20 protein-coding genes are annotated in these 20,822 nt (G+C 72.6%); 13 read left to right on the forward strand and 7 right to left on the reverse strand.

The features are described 5' to 3' along the window. Positions 1 to 70: 70 nt before the first annotated feature. Complete coding sequence (locus ACFCY1_RS15070) at positions 71 to 1,240, forward strand: alpha/beta hydrolase (RefSeq protein WP_375874813.1); 1,170 nt, start codon at positions 71 to 73, stop codon at positions 1,238 to 1,240. A gap of 37 nt (positions 1,241 to 1,277) precedes the next feature. Here ACFCY1_RS15070 and ACFCY1_RS15075 read toward each other — a convergent pair whose 3' ends face one another. Both ACFCY1_RS15075 and kdpB read right to left on the reverse strand, forming a co-directional pair. After that, a complete protein-coding gene (locus ACFCY1_RS15075) occupies positions 1,278 to 1,763 on the reverse strand; it encodes a universal stress protein (protein ID WP_049650056.1) in 486 nt (161 codons plus the stop codon). A 189-nt stretch (positions 1,764 to 1,952) separates the two neighbouring features. After that, positions 1,953 to 4,139, reverse strand: a complete 2,187-nt coding sequence (kdpB, locus tag ACFCY1_RS15080; RefSeq protein WP_375874814.1) for a potassium-transporting ATPase subunit KdpB — start codon at positions 4,137 to 4,139, stop codon at positions 1,953 to 1,955. A gap of 314 nt (positions 4,140 to 4,453) precedes the next feature. Here kdpB and ACFCY1_RS15085 point away from each other — a divergent pair, with 314 nt between their 5' ends. The 3 genes from ACFCY1_RS15085 (at position 4,454) to ACFCY1_RS15095 (ending at position 7,198) form a co-directional block, all read left to right on the forward strand. Beyond that, positions 4,454 to 4,627, forward strand: a complete 174-nt coding sequence (locus ACFCY1_RS15085; RefSeq protein ID WP_375874815.1) for a hypothetical protein — start codon at positions 4,454 to 4,456, stop codon at positions 4,625 to 4,627. Between the two features lie 52 nt (positions 4,628 to 4,679). After that, the gene (gene lysA, locus ACFCY1_RS15090) at positions 4,680 to 6,047 is read left to right on the forward strand and encodes a diaminopimelate decarboxylase (RefSeq protein ID WP_375874816.1); all 1,368 of its coding nucleotides are present in this window, start codon (positions 4,680 to 4,682) and stop codon (positions 6,045 to 6,047) included. Positions 6,048 to 6,412: 365 nt separating this feature from the next. Continuing rightward, positions 6,413 to 7,198, forward strand: a complete 786-nt coding sequence (locus ACFCY1_RS15095; protein WP_375874817.1) for a DUF2785 domain-containing protein — start codon at positions 6,413 to 6,415, stop codon at positions 7,196 to 7,198. Positions 7,199 to 7,286: 88 nt separating this feature from the next. Here ACFCY1_RS15095 and ACFCY1_RS15100 read toward each other — a convergent pair whose 3' ends face one another. Next, positions 7,287 to 8,027 (reverse strand): ArsR/SmtB family transcription factor, encoded by a 741-nt coding sequence (locus tag ACFCY1_RS15100; protein ID WP_375874818.1) that lies wholly within the window; start codon positions 8,025 to 8,027, stop codon positions 7,287 to 7,289. 124 nt (positions 8,028 to 8,151) lie between these two features. Here ACFCY1_RS15100 and ACFCY1_RS15105 point away from each other — a divergent pair, with 124 nt between their 5' ends. After that, positions 8,152 to 8,628, forward strand: a complete 477-nt coding sequence (locus tag ACFCY1_RS15105; protein WP_375874819.1) for a GNAT family N-acetyltransferase — start codon at positions 8,152 to 8,154, stop codon at positions 8,626 to 8,628. Positions 8,629 to 8,767: 139 nt separating this feature from the next. Here ACFCY1_RS15105 and ACFCY1_RS15110 read toward each other — a convergent pair whose 3' ends face one another. Both ACFCY1_RS15110 and ACFCY1_RS15115 read right to left on the reverse strand, forming a co-directional pair. After that, entirely contained in the window at positions 8,768 to 8,986 is a 219-nt protein-coding gene (locus tag ACFCY1_RS15110; protein ID WP_375874820.1) for a DUF397 domain-containing protein, read from the reverse strand. After that, a complete protein-coding gene (locus ACFCY1_RS15115) occupies positions 8,983 to 9,831 on the reverse strand; it encodes a helix-turn-helix domain-containing protein (RefSeq protein ID WP_375874909.1) in 849 nt (282 codons plus the stop codon). The genes ACFCY1_RS15110 and ACFCY1_RS15115 overlap by 4 nt, the downstream gene beginning before the upstream one ends. A gap of 391 nt (positions 9,832 to 10,222) precedes the next feature. On the opposite strand from ACFCY1_RS15115, the gene ACFCY1_RS15120 reads away from it, so the two are divergent. The 3 genes from ACFCY1_RS15120 (at position 10,223) to ACFCY1_RS15130 (ending at position 12,655) form a co-directional block, all read left to right on the forward strand. Beyond that, entirely contained in the window at positions 10,223 to 10,477 is a 255-nt protein-coding gene (locus ACFCY1_RS15120; RefSeq protein WP_375874821.1) for a hypothetical protein, read from the forward strand. A 187-nt stretch (positions 10,478 to 10,664) separates the two neighbouring features. Further along, on the forward strand, positions 10,665 to 11,396 hold the full coding sequence (locus tag ACFCY1_RS15125; RefSeq protein ID WP_375874822.1) for a hypothetical protein: 732 nt from the start codon (positions 10,665 to 10,667) through the stop codon (positions 11,394 to 11,396). Positions 11,397 to 11,416: 20 nt separating this feature from the next. Further along, positions 11,417 to 12,655: a radical SAM protein gene (locus ACFCY1_RS15130; RefSeq protein WP_375874823.1), complete on the forward strand. Its 1,239-nt coding sequence runs from the start codon at positions 11,417 to 11,419 to the stop codon at positions 12,653 to 12,655. 102 nt (positions 12,656 to 12,757) lie between these two features. Here ACFCY1_RS15130 and ACFCY1_RS15135 read toward each other — a convergent pair whose 3' ends face one another. Beyond that, positions 12,758 to 13,351, reverse strand: a complete 594-nt coding sequence (locus ACFCY1_RS15135; protein WP_375874824.1) for a hypothetical protein — start codon at positions 13,349 to 13,351, stop codon at positions 12,758 to 12,760. A 439-nt stretch (positions 13,352 to 13,790) separates the two neighbouring features. Between ACFCY1_RS15135 and ACFCY1_RS15140 the strand changes: the two genes are divergently transcribed. From ACFCY1_RS15140 to ACFCY1_RS15160, 5 genes are all read left to right on the forward strand, one after another. Further along, positions 13,791 to 15,137 carry an extracellular solute-binding protein gene (locus ACFCY1_RS15140; protein ID WP_375874825.1) on the forward strand — a complete coding sequence of 449 codons (1,347 nt, stop codon included), beginning with the start codon at positions 13,791 to 13,793 and terminating at the stop codon, positions 15,135 to 15,137. Beyond that, positions 15,134 to 16,099 (forward strand): carbohydrate ABC transporter permease, encoded by a 966-nt coding sequence (locus ACFCY1_RS15145; RefSeq protein ID WP_375874826.1) that lies wholly within the window; start codon positions 15,134 to 15,136, stop codon positions 16,097 to 16,099. Before ACFCY1_RS15140 ends, ACFCY1_RS15145 begins: the two co-directional genes overlap by 4 nt. Further along, positions 16,096 to 16,923, forward strand: coding sequence for a carbohydrate ABC transporter permease (locus tag ACFCY1_RS15150; protein ID WP_053111977.1), 828 nt, complete (start codon positions 16,096 to 16,098; stop codon positions 16,921 to 16,923). The genes ACFCY1_RS15145 and ACFCY1_RS15150 overlap by 4 nt, the downstream gene beginning before the upstream one ends. Positions 16,924 to 16,925: 2 nt before the next feature. Continuing rightward, positions 16,926 to 18,749 (forward strand): glycoside hydrolase family 36 protein, encoded by a 1,824-nt coding sequence (locus ACFCY1_RS15155; protein ID WP_375874827.1) that lies wholly within the window; start codon positions 16,926 to 16,928, stop codon positions 18,747 to 18,749. A gap of 74 nt (positions 18,750 to 18,823) precedes the next feature. Continuing rightward, on the forward strand, positions 18,824 to 19,888 hold the full coding sequence (locus tag ACFCY1_RS15160; RefSeq protein WP_375874828.1) for a LacI family DNA-binding transcriptional regulator: 1,065 nt from the start codon (positions 18,824 to 18,826) through the stop codon (positions 19,886 to 19,888). 14 nt (positions 19,889 to 19,902) lie between these two features. On the opposite strand, the gene ACFCY1_RS15165 is transcribed toward ACFCY1_RS15160, so the two are convergent. Next, complete coding sequence (locus ACFCY1_RS15165; RefSeq protein ID WP_375874829.1) at positions 19,903 to 20,730, reverse strand: DeoR/GlpR family DNA-binding transcription regulator; 828 nt, start codon at positions 20,728 to 20,730, stop codon at positions 19,903 to 19,905. Between the last annotated feature and the right edge of the window lie 92 nt (positions 20,731 to 20,822).

Consider the following 20,822-nt stretch of genomic DNA (forward strand, 5'->3'; position numbering starts at 1 on the left):
GGTGCCACAGCCGGGTTCCGCAGCCGGGTTCCACGGCCGGGATTCACGGCGGTAGGGGAGATCGGGGCCGATGGGGCTCACCAACCACAAGCTGCTGGCGCTGACGGCGCTGCTCGCGGTGTTCACGGTGCTCGGCACGCTCTGGGTCTGGCCCCGGCTGGCCGTCCGGAGCTGGCCCGCGATGTTCCTGCGGCTCGGCACCATCGCCGTCACCCAGCTGGCCCTACTGGTCACGCTGGGGCTCGCCGTCAACGACTACTTCGTGTTCTACAGCAGCTGGTCCGACCTGCTGGGGCGCGAGCACGGCGCGGGGGTGATCCGGGGGACGGGCGGCGGTACGGGGACGGGCGGCGGAACCGGTGCGGGCAGCGGCACCGGTGCGGGCGCGGCCGGCGTGCAGGTGCTCGGCCCGGCGGAGATCACCGGCGCGGGGGCGGTCGGCAGCGATCCGGCCCGGATCGGGCGGCTCGACCGGGTGCGGCTGCCCGGGGCGACCACCGGGCTGAGCTCCGACGGCTACGTCTACCTGCCGCCGCAGTACTTCCAACCCGGCGGCGAGGCACGGCACTTCCCGGCCGTGCTGGTGCTGACCGGCTTCCCCGGCGACGCCGCCAACCTGGTCACCAAGCTGCGCTACCCGGCGGCCGAACTCGACCTGCTGCGCAAGGGGTCGATGCAGCCGACCGTCCTGGTGCTGATGCGGCCCTCGCCGACCATGCCCCGGGACAGCGAGTGCGAGGACATCCCGAACGGGCCGCAGGCGCAGCGCTACTTCACCACCGACGTGCCCGCCGACCTGCGGGCCTCCTACCGGGTGCTGGACGGCACCGGCAGCCTGGGGATCGTCGGCGACTCGACCGGCGGCTACTGCGCGGTCAAGCTGGGCATGGAGCACCCGCGGACCTTCCCGGCGGCCGTCTCGCTCTCCGGCTACTTCAAGGCGGCGGAGGACGTCACGACGGGCGACCTCTTCGCGGGCGACCCGCAGCGCCGCGCCGAGGCCGACCTCGACTGGCGCCTGGCCCACCTGCCGATGCCGCCCCTGGCGGTGCTGCTCGCGGACAGCAAGGAGGACGGCAGCACCTACGCCGACTCCAGCGCCTTCGCGGCGGCGGCCCGTCCGCCGCTGGTGGTCGACCAGGAGACGGTCGACACCGGCGGCCACAACTTCACCACCTGGGGCCGGCTCATCCCGCCCGCCCTCGGCTGGCTGAGCGCCCACCTGCGCGTCCCGGAGTAGCACAAGTGGGCGTCAGCAGAAGGCCGGTGACGATCTGTCAGCGGGCCAGCAGGGGGAGCGGCGCGCCGGTGCGGGCCGGGAGTTCGAGGCGGGTGAGGAGGGCCGAGGGCGAGACCTCGACCACCCGGCAGCCGGCCCGGTGGCGGCAGTGGCGGGCGACCGAGCCGTGCCGCAGGCGGTCCAGGCGGCGGCGGGTGGCGGCGCCGAGGACGAGCAGGTCCGCCGGGCCGGTGACGGCGCCGACCAGGGCGGGGCCGGGCTCGGCGTTGACCACCAGCGGGTGGATGACCAGGTCGGACGGGTAGCCGCCGTAGGCCTGGTCGAAGGCGACGTCGAGGCGTCGCCGGGCGGCGTGCTCCAGTTCGGAGAGCGGCCGTAGGCCGTCCCGCTCGTTGGCGGCCCAGGCGGCCACGGGCACCAGCACCGCCTGGTGCCGGGCCGCCTCGCCGACGGCGTGGTAGAGGGCGGCCAGACTGCTCAGTGATCCGCTCAGGCCGACGATCACTCGGGTGGTCCCGGTCATGGCCGTTCGCCTCCGTCTCTCCGGCGGCTCTCTCCATCGGGCTCCGCCGGTTCGGAACTCCTTGCTTCGGATGTCTCCAGTGAACCCCGGAACGGAGCCGTCCGTACCGCCGCTGACACCACCATGACGCGGGTCGCCCACATTTTGACAGCGCTCTGACGGGCCGGTCGGGATCCCCCGGCCGATCGCTCAGCCCAGCCCCGGGACGAACTGGACCAGCAGGTCGATCGCCTTGATGCCGAGGAACGGCAGCACCAGCCCGCCCAGTCCGTACACCCGCAGGTTGCGCCGGAGCAGGTCGGTCGCGGAGGCCGGCTGGTAGCGCACGCCGCGCAGGGCGAGCGGGATCAGGGCGACGATGATCAGCGCGTTGAAGATGATCGCGGAGGCGATCGCCGAGGTGGGGCTGTGCAGCTCCATGATGTTGAGGTGGTGCAGCCCGGGGTAGGCGTTCGCGAACATCGCGGGGATGATCGCGAAGAACTTGGCCACGTCGTTGGTGATCGAGAAGGTGGTCAACGCGCCCCGGGTGATGAGGAGTTGCTTGCCCACCCGGACGATCTCGATCAGCTTCGCCGGATTGGAGTCGAGGTCGACCATGTTGCCGGCCTCCTTGGCGGCCGGGGTGCCGGAGTTCATCGCGACGCCGACGTCGGCCTGGGCGAGGGCGGGGGCGTCGTTGGTGCCGTCGCCGGTCATCGCGACCATGTTCCCGGCGGCCTGTTCGCGCCGCAGGTGGGCGAGCTTGTCCTCCGGGGTGGCCTCGGCGAGGAAGTCGTCCACCCCGGCCTCGGCGGCGATGGCGCGCGCGGTCAGCGGGTTGTCCCCGGTGACCATGACGGTACGGATGCCCATCCGCCGCAGCTCGGCGAAGCGTTCGGCGATGCCCTCCTTCACCACGTCCTTGAGCTCGACCACGCCCAACGCCCGTGCGCCGTGCCGGTCGTGGACGGCGACCAGCAGCGGGGTGCCGCCGGCCCCGGCGATCCGGTCCACCAGCGGCTCGGCCTCCGCCGGCAGCCGCCCGCCGGAGTCCGCGACCCAGCGGGCGACGGCGTTCGCCGCGCCCTTGCGGACCAGGCAGGTGGTGCCGTCCGGCCAGGTGAGGTCGACGCCGCTCATCCGGCTGTGGGCGGTGAACGGCACGGGCTGCTGCTCGCCGAGTTCGCCGGGGGAGCGCGGCGGCACCCAGTACTGACGGTTCGTCAGTTCGACCAGTGAGCGCCCCTCCGGTGTCCCGTCCGCGACGGAGGCCAACTGGGCTGCCTCGGCGAGCTGTTCGGTGGTCGCCCCGGGCAGCGGGTGCAGGGCGACGGCCCGGCGGTTGCCGTGGGTGATGGTGCCGGTCTTGTCGAGCAGCAGCACGTCCACGTCCCCGGCGGCCTCCACCGCCCGGCCGGAGAGGGCGACCACGTTGCGCTGCACCAGCCGGTCCATCCCGGCGATGCCGATCGCGGAGAGCAGGGCGCCGATCGTGGTCGGGATCAGCGCGACCATCAACGCGACCAGCACGATGGTGGTCTGGGGCGCGTGCGCGTAGACGGCCATCGGCTGGAGCGAGACCACCGAGAGCAGGAAGACGATGGTCAGGGATGCCAGCAGGATGTTGAGCGCGATCTCGTTCGGCGTCTTCTGCCGGTCGGCGCCCTCGACCAGGGCGATCATCCGGTCCACGAAGCTCTGCCCGGGGCGGGAGGTGACCCGGACGACCAGGTGGTCGGAGAGCACCCGGGTGCCGCCGGTGACGCCGGTGCGGTCGCCGCCGGACTCGCGGATGACGGGTGCCGACTCCCCGGTGATCGCCGACTCGTCGACCGTGGCGACGCCCTCGACCACCTCGCCGTCCCGCGGGACCACCTCGCCGGCCGGGACGAGCACGATGTCGTGCACCATCAACTGCTCGGCGGGGATGACCTCGTGGCGGTGGTCGCGGGTGCCGACCCGCCAGTGCAGCAGCCGCCGGGCGGTGGTGGCGGACTGGGCGCGGCGCAGGGACTCGGCCTGCGCCTTGCCGCGGCTCTCCGCGACGGCCTCGGCGAGGTTGGCGAACAGCACGGTCAGCCAGAGCCAGAAGGAGATCACCCAGGCGAAGACGCCCGGGTGGAGGACGGCGCTGATCGTGGTGAGCGCGGAGCCCGTCTCCACCACCAGCATCACCGGGTTGCGCATCATGGTGCGCGGGTGGAGCTTGCGGACGGCGGCGGGCAGCGCCTCGGCCAGCTGGCGGCGGGTGATCAGCCGGCGGCGGCCGCCCGGCGAGGTGGGCCGGTGGCTCGGCGGCGGCTCGGGCGCGGGGGCCGCGGTGCGCTCCGGGCGGCGGAACCAGTTCTGCTGGTCGGGGGTGTTGTCCGGGGTGGTGAGGGCCGAACGGCGCATCGTCTCGGGGGACCTTCCGGGCCGCCCCGGTTCGTCGGGGGCGGCGGGTTCGGGTGGGGCTGCGGGGACGGCGGACAGCCCACCACCGGAGAACCGGGGGACATGCCGCTCTTGACACAGGATTGGCGGCGAAACCCCCGTCCTTGACGGAGCTCTGACACCGCCGCCGGCCGACCGCCGGACCGCTGTCAGGAAGGCGTCAAGGACGGGCCCCGGGCCGTACGCCCTGCGTCAAGGGCGGGTGCGGTCGGTGTGCGGAGGGTCTCCACTGGAGGGGTGCGGCCGCCCGGGCCGTCGTCTGGAGGGACCCCGCCATGACCACTGTCACCGCCGTCATCGACGTCGACGAGCCGCTGGAGCGGACGGTCCGCCTCGTGCCCGCCGCCTGGCGCCGGGACCGCCCCGAGCCGCCGGAACCGTCCCCGGCCGCCGACCGGGACCGCACCCGCCCGGCGAACTGCCGCTTCGCGATGCACTACGAGGACTGACACCCGTCAGGGCGTCCCGCCGTCCACGCGCCCACCCAGAGGAGCAGCCGCCATGACCCAGCTCATCGCCCCGCCCGTCCCCACCACCCCCGGGACCGCCCCTGGAGCCGTCTCCGCCGACGTGCTCGGCGGCCCCTGGCCGGCCACGGCGCGGCCCGGCCGGGGAGCCGATCTGCTGATCGGCGGGGTCGGGCTGGCCGAGGCCGCCGAGCGGTTCGGCACCCCGCTGTACGTGCTGGACGAGGCCGAGGTCCGGGGACGGGCCCGGGCGTACCGGCGGGCGCTGCCGCACGCCGAGGTGCTGTACGCGGCCAAGGCCTTCCTCTGCAGCGCGATGGCCGACTGGGTGGAGCAGGAGGGGCTGGGCCTGGACGTCTGCTCGTCGGGCGAGCTGTGGCTGGCGGTCTCGGCCGGCTTCCCGGCGCAGCGGATCCTGCTGCACGGCAACGCCAAGTCCCCGGAGGAACTGCGGCTGGCGCGGCGGCTGCGGGTCGGGCGGATCGTCATCGACGGCCCGGCGGAGATCGCGCGGCTGGCCGCCCTGGTGGCCGCCGACACGCCGCAGAAGGTGCTGGTCCGGATCGTCCCGGGGATCGCCGCCGGACACCACGCGGCGGTGCGGACCGGGGTCGGCGGGCAGAAGTTCGGCTTCCCCGTCGAGGGCGGCGACGCGGCCGACGCGATCGCCCGGGTGCTCGACCAGCCGGGGCTCGAACTGGCGGGCCTGCACTGCCACCTGGGCTCGCAGATCACCTCGGTCGAGCCGTACCTGGAGGCGGTGGACGCGGTGGTGCGGCTGCTCGCCGAGACCCGGGACCGGCACGGCGTCGAACTGCCCGAACTGGACCTCGGCGGCGGCCACGGCATCAGGTACCTGCCCGGGGACGAGGAGTTGGACCTCGCCGAGTTCGCCGTCCAGGTCACCGACCGGCTGGCGGTGCGCTGCGCCGAGGCCGACCTGGACGTGCCCCGGCTGATCGTCGAACCCGGCCGCGCGATCGCCGGACCGGCCGCCGTGGCGGTCTACCGGGTGCTGTCCGTCAAGCACACGGCGGACGGCCGCTGCTTCGTCGCGGTGGACGGCGGCATGAGCGACAACCCGCGCCCGGCCCTGTACGGATCGCCGTACACGGTGCGGCTGGTCGGCCGCCGCTCGGAGGCGGGGGAGACGCGGGTCGACGTGGTCGGCCGCCACTGCGAGGCCGGGGACGTGCTCGTCCGCGACGCCGCACTGCCCGCGGACCTGCGCCCCGGCGACCTGCTGGCGATGCCGGCGGCCGGCGCCTACCAGCTGTCCATGGCGTCCGGCTACAACCTGGTCGGCCGCCCGGCCGTGGTCGCGGTGAAGGACGGCCGGGCCCGCCTGCTGATCCGGCGCGAGACGGTCGAGGACTTCCGCCTGCGCGAGGTCGGCCGCTGACGGCGGACGGCGGCCGCGTGGGAAGTCGGCCCGGCTGACTTCCCACGCGGAACCAGGCGAATTTCGCCGTCAGCCGCTCGCGGAGGCCCCCGGGCCGGCGCCGCGCGGGACGCAGGGGGCGACGACGGTCAGGTGCAGGGTATCTGGCGCCGTACCGGGATCGCCCATCACGACCGAGGCGGTGAACCTGTTCGCGTCGTTGGACAGGTCCAGCCGCTTGTCGTCCCTGTGCTCGACGGACTCGATTTTATCGGAGTGATGATCCTTTTCGGGCGGGTGTTGATCGAATCCAACCGGTCGGGGCCTTGCCGGCGAGGGCAAAAATGCAGGTGAAAGGGCTCGGCGGCCGCCGGTAGGGTCCGCGCGTGACGAACTGGCGTGAGATCTACGAGAACGACTGCGAACTTCCCCCGGGGCGCGGGCTGGACGAACTGACCGCGGAGTTGGCGGTGGCTCTGGGGGATCCGGACCCGGAGGTCAGGGACGGTTACCCGTACGCGGTGCTGGACGCCTGGATACGGGGCGGGGTGATCGACGGTGAGGGGTGCCTGGCGCTCGGGGACCTGATGGCGGAGCGCTTCAGCGATCCGCGGATCGAGGCCAGGACGTTCGCCCCGCTCGTCCTGAAGATGATCGTGGGTCAGGGGGTGCTCAGGCCGTCGTGGCTCGACGCGTTCGCCGGCTGGTACCGCGCGGAGGCCGACCTGCGGGGCCGTGACGACGCGCTCGGGTGGCTGCACGCGGTGGCGCACGGCGCGGACCTGCTGGGGGCCTTCGGCCTGCGGCCCGAGGTCGACCCCGAACCGCTGCTCGCGCTCGCCGCCGAGCGTTTGCTGGCCCCGACGGAGTACCTGTTCGCGGAGCGGGAGGACGACCGGCTCGCCAAGGCCGTGGCCCTCGTCCTCACCCGCCCCGACCTGACACCGGAGCGGTCGACCGCCTGGCTGTCGCCGATCGCCGAGGCCCTCGCCCCGTACGAGCGCGGGCCGATGCCGGTCTGGGCCTCCAACACGGTGCGCACCCTGCGCGCCCTGTACGTGCTGGCGGACCTCGGTGTTTCGGTTGAGCGCGGGGGCCGGCCCGTCCCGCTCGTCCACGGTGAGGTGGTCAAGGCCCGGGTGGCCGAGGTCCTGCGCCCGGTGCTCCCGTAGCGCCGCGCGGCCGGGAGCGCGAGAAGTCGGCCCGGCCGACTCCTCGCGCGGGCCCCGTTCGCGCCCGGCCCCGAGCGTCCCGGGGAGGCTAGTCCGCCTGCTGGTCCCGGGACGGCATGTCCGTGGTCGCGGGCAGTCCGAGGTGCTCGCGCAGTTCACGTCTGCCCAGATCCGTGACGGCGAGGGCGCGGGTGGTTCCGATCCGGGTCAGCCACCCCGCGGCCAGGGCGTGCCCGCAGACGGCGGCGCCGACGGCCCCGCCCAGGTGCGGGCGCCGTTCGGTCCAGTCCAGACAGGCGCGTACCAGCGGCCTGCGGGAGGCGTCGGGCAGTGCGATGCCCAGGTCTCCGAGCCAGGCCGCCCCCTTGACGGTGAGCGACGGATCGGCTCCCCAGCCCAGCAGGCCGCGATCGGCCATCGAGTCGGTGACGGCCAGGCCCAGTTCCCCGGCCAGATGGTCGTAGCACAGCCGGGCCCGGGCCAGGGCCCGCTGCCGCCCCGAGCCCGACAGCGAACGCGGTCCGGGGGCGCGGTGCGGCGCGAGCGCGGCGAGGCTCTCGATCAGGGCCATCACGCGCGGATCGGCCATTCGCAGGTAGCGGTGGCGCCCGTGCCGTTCCTCGACGAGGAGTCCGCCGCGTACGAGCACGTTCAGGTGCTCGGTCGCGGACGAGGCCGCGACACCGGCGTGGCGGGCCAGTTCCTTGGCCGTCCAGGCCCGGCCGTCCAGCAGGGCCAGACAGAAGTCCGCCCTGGTGCCGTCGGCCAGCAGCCTGGCCACGACGGCCAGGTCCACACCGACGTCCCGGCTCTCGCGCTGATCGTCCATGCCTTCGATTGTCGTCGGTCTCGATTCGGGATGGGCCGAAGCGTCCGCGCCCTATCGTCCCGTACCGGCCGAGGCCACCGCGTCCTCCGCCCGTACCCCTTCCGCCGACCGCCCTGGGAACCTCATGCCCGCCACCGACAGCACCCCACCGAACCCCTGGCCCGGCATCGGCCTCACGGTCACCGATGCCCCGGAGCCCACCGACGTATCGCTCGTCTCCGATGCCCTGGACCGGTTCAACACCGACACGACCGCCATCGACGACCGCCGCCCGCTGGCCGTCCTGGTGCGCGACTCCCGGACCGGCCGGGTGATCGGCGGTCTGACCGGTCGCACCTCACTCGGGCTGTTCTTCCTCGACCTGTTCTTCCTGCCGCGCGAGCTGCGCGGTGGCGGCCTGGGCAGCGAGATCCTGCGCCGGGCCGAGAACGAGGCCCGCGCACGCGGCTGCCGCACGGCGGTGCTGTACACGATCAGCTTCCAGGCGCCCGGGTTCTACGCGAAGCACGGCTGGCGACGCCTGGGCGACGTCCCGTGCGACCCGCCGGGCACCAGCAGGGTCTTCATGACGAAGGACCTCGCCCCGCCGGCGGCCCCCTGAATCGGCCGGGCCGCACCGGGGCGGGTCATGCCGGAGCAGGACCCGCCGGCTGTTGCTCTGGTCAGTCGTGCGGCGGGCGGCGTCCTGGCTGATCGGTTGCGCGAGAAGTCGGTTGGGTCGACTTCTCGCGCAAGTGTGTTCAGGTGTTGGGGATTTCGCCGGCTTTGAGGGCGGTGACGAAGGCGGACCATGCGGCAGCCTGGAAGACGAGTGCCGGGCCGTTAGGGTCCTTGGAGTCCCGGATGGGAACGGTGCCGGTGAAGCCGTCGGCGACCTCGATGCAGTTGCCTTGGTTGCCACTGAACTTGCTCTTGCGCCAAGCGGCGTGCTTCAGGTTGTCCCGACCCGGGTCGATCATTCGAGTTCCTTCGCAATCTGTGTGACGAGCCGCCGCGTTGGCCCTACGTCGAGGGCGGCTGCCCGAAGCCGATTAAAGGCCTGGTCATAGGCTGTTACATCGTCATCTCGTTCGAGGTAGAGGCTACTGCTCAGAGCTTCGGTGTACACCACATCGAGATCGTTCCGGACAGGGAACTCCAGGATCACGAAGGAGCCGAGTACACCGGGATGCGCGCCAGCCTCGAATGGCACGACCTGCAAGGTCACGTTCGGTTCCTTGGAAGCAGCGATGAGCTGCTGAAGCTGTTTTGCCATGATGGCCTTGCTGCCAACGACCCGCCGGAGTGCGGCTTCATCCACGATCGCCCAGAGCTTGAGTGGGTCCTCTCGCCGTAGCGTGGCGTTCTGGCGCGCCAATCGGACGTCGACCAGGGCATTGACCTCCTCGGCTGTCCCCTCGGGTTGGAGCTTTCGAGTCACCGCCCGTGCGTAGTCGGCGGTCTGGAGCAGCCCAGGGATCAACGACGATTCGAAGTTCCGGATTGCCACAGCCTCCGCCTCGAAGCTGATGAACGAGGCGTAGTGCTTCGAGATCACATCCGAGTACGGCTGCCACCACACCCGACGCTTGCCCTCGCGTGCCAGCGTCGCGAGCGCCTCGCGGGCTTCCGGGTCGGTGACCTGGTAGACGTCGAGAAGTATCCCGACTTCGTTCGCGCGCACGCCGTAGCGGCCGTTCTCCAGTCGGCTGACCTTGGACTGGTGCCAGCCGAGTCGTGCTGCCACTCCGTCAACCGTGAGGCGCAGGCCCTCCCGGATCTTTCGGAGCTCTGAACCCAGCATCCGGCGGCGCACCGTGGGCATCGCGGTCACGCTCCGGCCTCCCCTCATCGCGCTCAGTTGTTGCTCCACAGTCTGGCGTGACGGATGGGGATTCGTCACGTCAGATTCCAAAGAGCATATGCGAATTGATGTTCCGGGTTGCGAGATCACAGTCGCAAGGGTCATGCTACCTGGCGTAGTGCATTGCTCTACAAAGCGTGATCCTGGTGGCTCATCGCTCGGGCATCCCTTTGCCATCCGCCGCCCTTGGGTCGCACCCTTTCCCCGCCCCACCCGGAGGAGGCCCTGCCATGCCCGGAACGTTGGAGAAGTACTCCTGTCGGCTGCCCCGTCAATGCAAGTCCGTCGCCGATGCCACGCCGTCGACCGCTCGAATCGGAGACTCGCGGTGAGTGACGGGTTCCCCTTCTCCGTGAGTGTCGAGATCGTGGGCCTCACCAAGCCCACCGTCTTCGACAGCCTCTTCGACGCCCTCGACGTCCTCCGGGCCGGACTCGCCCTGCTCGCGTTGGACGCCGACCAGGCCGCCGACCTCAACAGCCGGTTCGGCCCTCGGTCCGCCGGGGAGATCGGCCACCGGCTGTACCACTTCGGCGCGGTGGGGGCCGTCGCGTTCGTCGGGCCCGACCCGTTCCCGGTCTACGTGCGTCGAGTGGCCTTCGATTGACCGGATATGAATGATTCTGTCGGCGTATCGGTCATATCGCATGAGGCAGTTGGTGCGAACGTGACCATTTGTGGCGAGCCGCTGTTAGGCTGCGCGCCTGAATACGAACTCTCCACGATGTAAAAGGACTTGGAAGAGCGCGTGAAGCTCTCTTCCTCGCCGTCGCCGCCGACACCCGAGGAGCCACGTGAGACCCGAAGACGTCCCCCTGCTGTTCCAGGAGTTGGCCCGTGAGTTCGCCGACGTCACCGGCATGTCGGTGGCGGCGACCGGTTCACTCGCCCGCGGCGACCACCGCACCGGGCCGGACGGAGACGTCGTCTCCAACCTCGACCTGATCCACCTCGTGGCCGAGGACGCGCCCGTGCCGGAGGTCCGGGCCGTGGTGGGGCGGCGGATGCGGCGGATCTCCGACGCCTTCGGGATCGAGACGACGTCCGTCATCGCCCGGCTTCCGGCGTTCCGGCTGGCCGGCCACGCCCACTACCGGATCAGCATGCGGCCCGAGTGGTTCTGCGACGGCCTCGGGCTCGGGCCGGAGGCCTTCGACCTGCCCGGCCACGAGGACGACCCGCGCGCGGCGCTGGCCTGGATGATGCAGCCCGTCCCCTACTACCTGGCGAAGGCGACCGTCCAGGATCCGCCGACCAACCTGGCCAAGGCCCGCAGGGCCGCGACGCGGCTGGCCGACCGGTTCGACCTGGCCGGGATACGCGACGACCTCGACAACCTCCCGCGGGCCCTGCGCACCCTGATCGCCGAACGGGGCCTGACCCCGCTCGAATCCACCGCCCGCTACCTCGACGCCCCCACCCACCCCGCCGTCGCGCAGCGCGTCCGCGACGCGGTCTTCGTCGAGAGCATGGGGCTGCCGTCCGCCGACTCGATGGTCGTCCTGCTGCCGTCCGCCTCGAACTGACCCCCACCGGAGAACATCCCATGTCCACTCGGCAGCACGTGGAGATCCTGCCCCCGCACCCGTTGCGGGCCGGCTACGACCGGGCCCTGGAGCGCGGGTCGATCGCCGACGACTTCCAACGGCGCCTGGAACCATCCCACTTCAACCCCGGCTACCTCGGCGCCCTGACCTCACGGGTCGAACAGGCCCTGGTCCGGGACCCGGCCGACGAGGCCATGCGGTGGCGCCTGGCGTTCCTGCTGCTCCAGAACAACGCCACCGCGGCCGCCGTCGAACGGGCCGAGGAACTGCTCGCGGACGCCACCCTCCCGCAGGCCCGGCGCCTGGCCCAGCTGGTGGCCGGGATCCGCGGCCGGGCCGACCGGCCGCGTACGGGCCGGCGCGTGCGGCGGGTCAACTGGTCGATCAACAACCGCTGTCCGATGTCCTGCCAGGGCTGCTACAACCCGTTCGCCGCCGAGCAGATCGACCTCGCCCAGGCGGACCGGATCATCGGGAAGCTGGCCGCGCACGGGACGACCGACCTGGTCCTGGCCGGCGGCGACCCGCTGCTGTGGCCGCCGATCTTCGACGTCGTCGACCATGCCATCGCCGCCGGGCTCAAGGTCGGCCTCGACACCACCGGCTACACGCTCACCGCCGAGAAGCTCGCCCGGCTCCGGGGGCTGTCCTCGCTGCGGCTGCCGCTGGACGCCGTCACCGCGGACGTGCAGCGGGCGTTCCGTCGCAGTCCGGACAGCAAGCTGCTGGACGCGCTGCTGGAATCCCTCGCGCTGTGCGACGCCGAGGGCTTCGACCGGGTGCGGGTGCACACCGTGGCGAGTGCCGAGAACCTCCACCAACTGCCGGAGCTCGCGGCCGAGATCATGTCGCACCCCTCGGTCGCCCAGTGGGTGATCTTCCAGTGGTGGGGCCGACGGGCGTCGCCGGACACGGTCCGCCGGCTCGGGGTGGCGGTCGAGGACGTCCGCGAGGTCGTGGACGGCATCCGGCGCGACCACCCCGGCCGGGAGATCCACCTCGCGGAGAGCAGCGAGCGGGAGCTGCTCAACTGGATGATCCAGTCGAGCGGACAGGTCGTCACCTTCGGGTCGGGGGCCGAGGAGGAGTTCATCCTGGGCAACCTCCTGACCGACGAGGTCGAGGAGATCCTGACCCACCCGATCCTGGACTTCGAAGCCATGTCGCGCGGGATCCCGGTCACCCCGGGGACGCGGTTCCCCGGCGCCGACGGGGAGCTGCCGTCGGCGGAAGACTGAGTCCGGGTGAGCGGCTGACGGGCGGCCGGGACGCGGGACGGTCGGACCCCCGGCGGGCACCGGGCGCTCGGCGCTGCGCGCTGCCCGCCGGGGACGGTCGGATCAGGCCGCGAGCAGGTACCAGCCCCCGAGGCCGCTGCACATGCTCGCGTTGTAGGTGCCGGCGCGGAAGCCGGCCGGAACGGGCTGGTAGGGGCACATGTACTCGCCGACGCGGGCCAGTTGCTGGTACCACGAGCCGATGTTGCCGCAGCCGGAGTTCATGTGGCCGGTGAGCACGTACCCGGGCGGGATCGGTGAGCCCGCGCAGGTGTACTGGCCGTCGCGAGGCACTTCCAGGTACCAGTAGTCGATGCCGCTGCAGCCGGTGGCGTTGTGGAGGGTGATCACGTAGCCGGGGGGAATCGGCGAGGTGGCGCAGGTCCAGATGCCGTTCTGCACGGGCTGGATGTACCAGGCCCCGGCCTTGTTGCACCCGCTCGGCTGGCGCTGGGTGATCACGTAGCCGTCCGGTATGGGTGTGCCGGGACAGACCCAGCCGGGGGAGGCCTGGGCGGCGGCGACCGGTGCCGCCGCCGGTGCCGCGGTGGCCGTGCCGGCGGCCGTGCCGGTGAGGACGGCCACGAGCAGGGTGACCACCCCCACCGTGGCGGCGAGCCGGCCCCGGACCGTCGCCGTCCATGAACGACCGGGCACGTGGCGATGCTTGATGTTCACTACTCACCAGTCCAATCGACGGGTCCGCGGAGCGCCGCGCGATGGCCGTACGGCGCCGTGCCGCGAAGCTGGAGCGACCCTAGTCGGCGGGGTGGCGGGGCCGGTCGAAAGTGGATGGATGCATGACAAATCTGGCCGGAAACCGATCCGGGGCCAGCCCGCCGGGTCGGGCCACCGGCTGATAACGGAACGGTTGCGGAGCCCGTCGTTCCCCTCTCCAGGTCTTGACGGCACGGGGAGGGCGGGCGTTTGCTGTGTCCGCTCGTTGGAACCTGTTTGGTTCTGGTTTGTTTTGTGTGTTTGAACGTTCAAAACAGCCAAGCAACCCCCGCCTGCGCTCAGCACCCCCTCGCGCCACCCCTCGCACCACCCCCTTCGCACCACAGCCTTCCGGCGCCACCCCACCGAGAGGAATGCAATGTCACACCTTTCCCGACGCGACCTTCTCCGCGCCTCCGGAGCCGGCCTGCTGGCCGTCGCGGCCGGCGGCTCCCTCGCGGCCTGCGGCGGCGGCTCCGGCTCGGGAGGCGCCGCCGGCGGGGGCGCCGACACCGGCACGATCACCGTCTGGTCCTGGGCCACCGCCGCCGACGCCCTGCGCGGCATCGTCCCGGCCTTCGAGAAGGACAACCCGGGGATCAAGGTCGACGTCCAGGACATCGGCGAGCCCGCCATCTGGGACAAGATCACCGTCGGCCTGGCGGCCGGCGGCCAGGGCCTCGGCGACGTCCTGCACATCGGCTGTGACTACCTGCCCGGCTACCAGGAGAAGTTCCCCGGCGGCCTGGCCGACCTCTCCGCGCTCGGCGCCGACGCGTACAAGGACAGGTTCGCCAAGGGCCTGTGGCCGGTCGTCACCGGCAAGGACGGCCACGCCTACGCGCTGCCCTGGGAGGTCAACGCGCTCGGCTTCTTCTACCGCAAGGACTACTTCGACAAGGCGGGCATCGACCCCGAGGCCTTCGCCACCTGGGACGACCTGCTCGCCGTCGCCGACCGCTTCAAGGCCGCCAACCCCGGCATCGCCCTGATCGGTGTCAACCGGGCCGCCAACCCCACCCCCGACCTGGACTTCCTCCAGGGCCTGATGCAGCTCCAGGGCGCCTTCTACTTCGACCTCCAGGGCAAGATCACCGTCGCCTCGGAGCCGGCCGTGCGGGCCCTGACGATCATCAAGCGGCTGGACGAGGCCGGGCTGATCGGCGACACCCCCGGTGTCCAGAGCTGGCCGCCGGTGATGAAGACCGGCAAGCTCGGGGCGGCCGCGATGCCCACCTGGGTCGCGCACTACCTGGAGAAGAAGTTCCCCGACCAGAGCGGCAACTGGCGCCTCACCAAGCCCCCGGCGGTCACCCCCGGCGGCAAGCGCACCGCCCTGGTCAACTCCACCCACCTGGCCGTCGCCGCCTCCAGCCCGCGCCGCCGCGCCGCCTGGAAGTTCGTCGAGTACGCGCTCACCCGCGCCGCCTCGGTCAACACGATGTTCAACGCGGGCGGCGTCTTCCCGGCCCTCACCGAGGCCTACACCGACCCGATGTACGCCGCCCCCAGCGCCTTCTACGGCGGCCAGCCGGTGCTCAAGACCTTCACCGACCTCGCCGTCGAGGGCGGGGACCCGACCAACTACTCCGGCGACTACGCCCGCGCCCTCAAGCTCGTCAGCGACGCCCAGACCAAGGTCTTCCTCAAGGGCGCCGACCCGGCCGCCGTCCTCCAGGACGCCGCCAAGCAGCTCGCCCAGCAGACGGGACGCGGTATCGCATGAGTGCCGCCAGCCCGCCCGCCGCCCTCGCCAAGGGGCCCGAGGGGTCACAGGGGTCCAAGGGATCCGCGGGGCCCGGCCGCTCCGGCCGGCTCCGCCGCGCCCGCTGGCGCCGCGGCGCCGTGCCGTACCTGCTGCTCGCCCCCGCCCTGCTCACCTTCGGCGTGTTCAAGGCCTACCCGGTCATCGACTCGCTGCTGCTCTCCTTCACCACCGGCTCCGGCGCCGCCACCCGCGACGCAGGCCTCGCCAACTACCGGCGCCTGCTGGACGATCCGCTGTTCTGGACGGCGCTGCGCAACACCGGCGAGATCCTCGTCGTCCAGGTCCCGCTGATGCTCGGCCTGGCCCTGCTGATGGCCGTCGGCATCAACTCCGCGCTGGTGCGCTGGCGTACGGTGTGGCGGCTCGGCGTCTTCATGCCCTCGGTCACCGGCCTGGTCGCCACCGGCGTGATGTTCGCCTACCTGCTCAAGGCCGACGACGGCGCCGTCAACTGGCTGCTGAACGCCGTCGGCCTGCCCTCCGTCGACTGGCTGGGCCAGCCCGTCTGGGCCCGGATGGCCGTCGTCGTGGTGCTCACCTGGCACTACACCGGCTACAACGCCGTCATCTACCTCGCCGGACTCCAGTCCATACCAAGGGAGTTGTACGAGGCCGCGATGGTCGACGGGGCCGGCCCGATCCGCCGCTTCACCTCGATCACCGTCCCCGCGCTGCGCCCGGTGCTGCTGTTCACCGTCGTGCTCTCGACCATCGGCACGCTCCAGCTCTTCGACGAGCCGTACGTGCTGACCGGCGGCGGGCCGGACAACGCCACCCTGACCGTCTCCATGTACCTGTACCAGAACGGCTTCCGGTACTTCGACTTCGGCTACGCCTCCGCCATCGCCTACGCGCTCACCCTGCTCGTCTCGGTGCTCGGCGCCGTCCAGATGCGCCTGATGGGGGAGAAGGACAAGTGAACCTCAAGAAACTGCGCGGCTGGCCGCTGACCTTCTTCCTGGCCGGCGTCACCGGGCTGTCGATCGCCCCCTTCTACTGGCTGGTGGTCTCCGCCACCCGCAAGGACACCGAGGTCTTCGACTGGCCGCCGAAGCTGCTGCCCGGCGGGAGCCTCGGCGAGAACCTGAGCCACCTGGAACAGAAGATCGGCCTGCTCCGGGTGGTCGGCAACTCCCTGCTGGTGGCGGGGGTCCAGACCCTGGGCGCCCTGGTCGTGGCGCTGCTCGCGGGCTACGCCTTCGCCAAGTTCCGCTTCCGCGGCCGCACCCTGCTCTTCGCGCTGCTGCTCTCCACCCTCGTGGTGCCCGAACAGGTCGTGCTGGTACCGCTGTTCAAGATGATGACGGACTTCGGTCTGCTGGACACCTACCAGGCGCTGATCCTGCCGGGCCTGTGCGTGCCGTTCGCCATCTTCCTGATGCGGCAGTCGCTGAGCAGCCTGCCGGACGAGCTCCTGGACGCCGCCCGGGTCGACGGCGCGGGCGAACTCCGGGTGCTGTTCAGCGTGGTGGTGCCGGTCATGCGGCCGGTGCTGGCGGCCCTGTCGATCTTCCTCTTCCTGGGCTCCTGGAACCAGTTCGTCTGGCCGCTGATCGCCCTGCGCAGCCCCGAGATGCACACCCTGCCGGTCGCCCTGGCGACGCTGCACGGCAACAAGTCCAACACCGACTACGGCGCGATCCTCTCCGGCACCGCGCTGTCCACCCTGCCGATGATGGTCCTCTTCCTGGTCCTGCAGCGGCAGTTCATATCCGGCCTGCTGGCCGGCGCCACGAAGGGCTGACCATGACCGAGACGAACGACACCGGCACGACCGTGAGCACGGCCGGCGCCACGGCCGGTACGAGCGGGACGACGGCCGGCGCGGCCGCGGCCGACGTCTGGGAGCCGCACGCCCCCACCGCCGCCGGCGGCCTGCGTCCGCTGTACGCCGACGGGCTGGACCTGCGGGTGAGCGGCACGGGCACGGCCCGGGGCGTCGCCGACGGCGTGGTGGAGGTGACGGCCGAGGGCCCGGGCGAGGTCCGGATCGAGTGGCGGGTGCCCTGCGTCGACGCCACCGCCCTCTGGACCCCCGAGCCGCGCGGCACCGGCTGGCTGCCCGCCGCCTGGAGCGCCCCGCGCCGCACCTCGCTGGCCAACGGCGCGCCGATCGCCGCGCTGGTCGGCACCGGCGACGTCGCCCTGAGCGCCTTCGCGGCCGACCGCCCGGACGTGCTGGCCGGGGCCGGAGTGGTCGAGGAGACCGGCGAGTTCCGGTTCTGGGCCCAGGCCACCGACCGGCTCACCGTCCGGATCGACACCTCGCGCCGGCACTTCGGGCGCGCCCTGGCCGACCTGGCCGCCTGGTGGGGCGAGGGCCGTACGGCCGACATCCCGGAGGCTGCCCGCCGTCCCGCGTACTCCACCTGGTACTCGATGCACCAGGACATCACCCCCAAGGGCGTCGAGACCCAGGCCGCGCTCGGCAAGGAGCTGGGCCTGGACGTGATCATCGTGGACGACGGCTGGATGACCGCCGACCGCACCCGCGGCTACGCCCACTGCGGCGACTGGGAGCCGGTCTCGCTGCCCGACACCGCCGCCCACGTCCGGCGGGTGCACGAGCTCGGGGTGCGCTACATGCTCTGGTACGCGCTGCCGTTCATCGGCAAGGACAGCGCCGCGTACCGGGAGATCGGCCACCTCGCGCTGGCCGACGCCGCCCACATGGGCGCGATCGTCGCCGACCCGCGCCACCCCGAGGTCCGGGCCTTCCTCACCGACCGGCTCGTCCGGGCCGTCGAGGAGTGGGGCATGGACGGCCTCAAGGTGGACTTCGTCGACTGGTTCGCCCGGGCCGCGGAGCGCGACGACGCCCCGCCGGCCCGCCCCGGCGCGGACTGCGCGAGCGTGGACGAGGGCGTGGAGCGGCTGCTCGCCGCGATCCGCGGCCGCATCACCGCCGCGAACCCGGAGGCGATGATCGAGCACCGCCAGCCGTACGTCAGCCCCGGCCTGTGGCCGTACGCCACCATGATCCGCGCCACCGACTGCCCGCTCAGCCCGCAGGAGAACCGGCAGCGGACCATCGACGTGCGGCTGGCCGCCGGGCCCGTCCCGGTCCACGCCGACATGCTGATGTGGCACCGGGAGGAGCCGGCCGAGCAGGTCGCCTGCCACCTGATCAACGTGCTGTTCTCGGTGCCGCAGATCTCCGTCGACCTCGCCACCCAGAGCGAGGGGCAGCGCGAGGCGATCGCCTTCTGGCTCGGCGTCTTCCGCGAGCACGCCGACACCCTCCAGCTCGGCGAGCTGCTCCCGGCCCGCCCGGACCTCGGCTACCCGATGGTCACCGCGCGCGGCACCGGCGCCGGTACCGACACCGGCACGGTGGCCGTGGCCCGCTACGCCGCGCTGCCGGTGGACGCCTCCGGCGACGACTGGCGCACCCTGCTGGTGGCCAACGCCGACGCCGACCCGGACGTCCGGCTCACCGGCGGCCGCGGGCAGGTGGCGGTGACGGTGCAGGACGCCCGGGGGCGTATCGTCCGGCAGGGCGAGGTCGAGCTGGACCGGGCGGACGTGATCCCGGTGCCGCGCGGCGGGCTGCTGACCCTGCGTCGCTGACCGCCTCCGGGGGCCGCCGGCCGGCTCCCGGGCCCCGGCCCGCTCCGCGTACCCGACCACGTCTGGAGAACCGCATGCCCGAGGGACCGCACCGGCCGCGCCGCGGCGCCACCACGATCGAGGAGGTCGCCCGGGCGGCCGGGGTCTCCCGGCAGACCGTCTCCAACGCGCTCAACGCGCCGCGGCGGGTCCGCCCGGAGACGCTGGACCGGGTGAACGCGGCGATCCGCGAACTCGGTTACCAGCCAGACCAGTCGGCCCGCTCGCTGCGCAGCGGCGCCCGGCGCACCCTCGGCTACCTCGCCCCGGTGGACGACCCGCTCGACCCCAACCCGCTGATGGCCGGCTTCCTGGAGGCCCTGGTCGACGCGGCCGGGGCGGCGGGGCAGCGGGTGCTGCTGTTCCGGCCGGGGCAGGGCGCGGCCGACCCGGTGGCCGCCATCGACGAACTGGTGGCGGCCCGTCAGGTGGACGGACTGGTGCTGGCGGACGTCCTGCACGAGGACGTCCGGATCGCCCACGCGGCCCGGCTCGGCGTCCCGTTCGCCAGCTTCGGCCGGACCGGGCCCGGCGAGCCCCAGCGCTGGGTGGACATCGGCAACGAGGCGGCGATGGCCGAGGTGGTGCGGCACCTCGCGGCGCTCGGCCACCGCCGGATCGGCTACCTCGGGGCCGCCGAGGAGCTGCCCTGGATGGCGGCGCGGCGGGCCGGGTTCCTGGCCGAGGCACGCCGGTTGGGCCTGTCCGCGGTGGCGGTGGGGGCTTCCGGGGCGGGGAGTTCCGGTACGGCGGCCGCGGGTTCCGTGGTGGCCTCCGTACGGGCGCTGCTGCGCGGGCCCGACCGGCCCACCGCCTTCGCGGCCGGCAGCGACCTGCTGGCGCTGGACGTGTACGAGGCGGTCCGGGCGGAGGGGCTGGTGGTCGGGCTCGGCGGGGTGGCCGTCACCGGGTTCCACGACACGCCGCTCTGCCGCCACCTCCACCCCGCGCTGACCTCGGTCCGGCTGCCGCTGCGGGCGATCGCCACGGCGCTGGTCGGCCGGCTGCTGGACCAGGTGCGCGGGGAGGCGGCGGCGGGGGAGGGGCTGGAACTGCCCACCGAGCTGGTGGTGCGGGGGAGTTCGGGCCGGCCCGGCTGAATCCTTCGGATCCGTCAGCCGGTTCGGCCCGTGTGGTCCGCCGTCGCGGCCACGATCAGCTCGCCGACCAGTCCGGCGGCGGCCGCCCGCTGCTCGGCGGGCAGGGCGTCGTCGGTGACCAGGACGTCCAGCTGGTCCAGGTCGGCGAAGGAGGCCAGGCCGACCGCGTTCCACTTGGTGTGGTCGGCCACCACGACCACCCGGCGGGCCGAGCGGAGGAAGGCGCGGTTGGTCTCCGCCTCGGCCAGGTTCGGGGTGGTCAGCCCGGCCTCGGGGGAGAGGCCGTGGCAGCCCAGGACCAGCAGGTTGACGTGCAGGGAGCGGATCGCCTGGTCGGCCACCGGCCCGACCAGCGCGTCCGAGGGGGTCCGCACACCGCCGGTGCGGATCACCGTGGCGGTGGACGGGGTGCCGTCCTCGGCGGGCTGTTCCAGCAGCTCGGCGATCCGCAGCGAGTTGGTCACCACGGTGAGGCCCTCGACCGCGCGCAGCCGCCGGGCGACCGCGTAGGTGGTCGTCCCGCTGGCCAGCCCGACCGCCGAGCCCGGCGGTACGAGCGCGGCGGCGGCCCGGGCGATCGCCTCCTTGGCGGGCAGCTCCCAGTGCGCCTTGGCCTCGAACCCGGGCTCGCCGGTGGCCGGCGCCTCGACCCGGACCGCGCCGCCGTGCACCTTGTGCACCAGGCCGCGGCGGGCCAGCGCGTCCAGGTCGCGCCGGACCGTCATGTCCGAGACCCCGAGGTCGCGGACCAGTTCGGTGACCCGGACCCCGCCGCGCGCGCGGATCCGCTCCAGGATCAGCACGCGGCGCTGTCCGGCGAGCGGTTGGGCGCTGTCAGCCATCGGGAGGCCTCCTTCGACCACGTCCGGTGCGTGGTCCTGGTGGATAATGTTTGAGATTGTAGCTTTCTGTTGATTCCGGTGTTCCACTCAGA

The organism is Kitasatospora sp. NPDC056273, assembly GCF_042268845.1.
Lineage (GTDB): Bacteria > Actinomycetota > Actinomycetes > Streptomycetales > Streptomycetaceae > Kitasatospora.

Bases quoted from the DNA above. Each gene is read 5' to 3' on its own strand.
- ACFCY1_RS15105 (WP_375874819.1), top strand. From the start codon at position 8,152: ATGCCCGCCACCGACAGCACCCCACCGAACCCCTGGCCCGGCATCGGC.
- ACFCY1_RS15145 (WP_375874826.1), top strand. From the start codon at position 15,134: ATGAGTGCCGCCAGCCCGCCCGCCGCCCTCGCCAAGGGGCCCGAGGGG.
- ACFCY1_RS15165 (WP_375874829.1), bottom strand. From the start codon at position 20,730: ATGGCTGACAGCGCCCAACCGCTCGCCGGACAGCGCCGCGTGCTGATC.
- ACFCY1_RS15160 (WP_375874828.1), top strand. From the start codon at position 18,824: ATGCCCGAGGGACCGCACCGGCCGCGCCGCGGCGCCACCACGATCGAG.
- ACFCY1_RS15115 (WP_375874909.1), bottom strand. From the start codon at position 9,831: ATGCCCACGGTGCGCCGCCGGATGCTGGGTTCAGAGCTCCGAAAGATC.
- ACFCY1_RS15075 (WP_049650056.1), bottom strand. From the start codon at position 1,763: ATGACCGGGACCACCCGAGTGATCGTCGGCCTGAGCGGATCACTGAGC.
- ACFCY1_RS15070 (WP_375874813.1), top strand. From the start codon at position 71: ATGGGGCTCACCAACCACAAGCTGCTGGCGCTGACGGCGCTGCTCGCG.
- kdpB (WP_375874814.1), bottom strand. From the start codon at position 4,139: ATGCGCCGTTCGGCCCTCACCACCCCGGACAACACCCCCGACCAGCAG.
- lysA (WP_375874816.1), top strand. From the start codon at position 4,680: ATGACCCAGCTCATCGCCCCGCCCGTCCCCACCACCCCCGGGACCGCC.
- ACFCY1_RS15140 (WP_375874825.1), top strand. From the start codon at position 13,791: ATGTCACACCTTTCCCGACGCGACCTTCTCCGCGCCTCCGGAGCCGGC.
- ACFCY1_RS15130 (WP_375874823.1), top strand. From the start codon at position 11,417: ATGTCCACTCGGCAGCACGTGGAGATCCTGCCCCCGCACCCGTTGCGG.
- ACFCY1_RS15085 (WP_375874815.1), top strand. From the start codon at position 4,454: ATGACCACTGTCACCGCCGTCATCGACGTCGACGAGCCGCTGGAGCGG.
- ACFCY1_RS15155 (WP_375874827.1), top strand. From the start codon at position 16,926: ATGACCGAGACGAACGACACCGGCACGACCGTGAGCACGGCCGGCGCC.
- ACFCY1_RS15110 (WP_375874820.1), bottom strand. From the start codon at position 8,986: ATGATCGACCCGGGTCGGGACAACCTGAAGCACGCCGCTTGGCGCAAG.
- ACFCY1_RS15100 (WP_375874818.1), bottom strand. From the start codon at position 8,027: ATGGACGATCAGCGCGAGAGCCGGGACGTCGGTGTGGACCTGGCCGTC.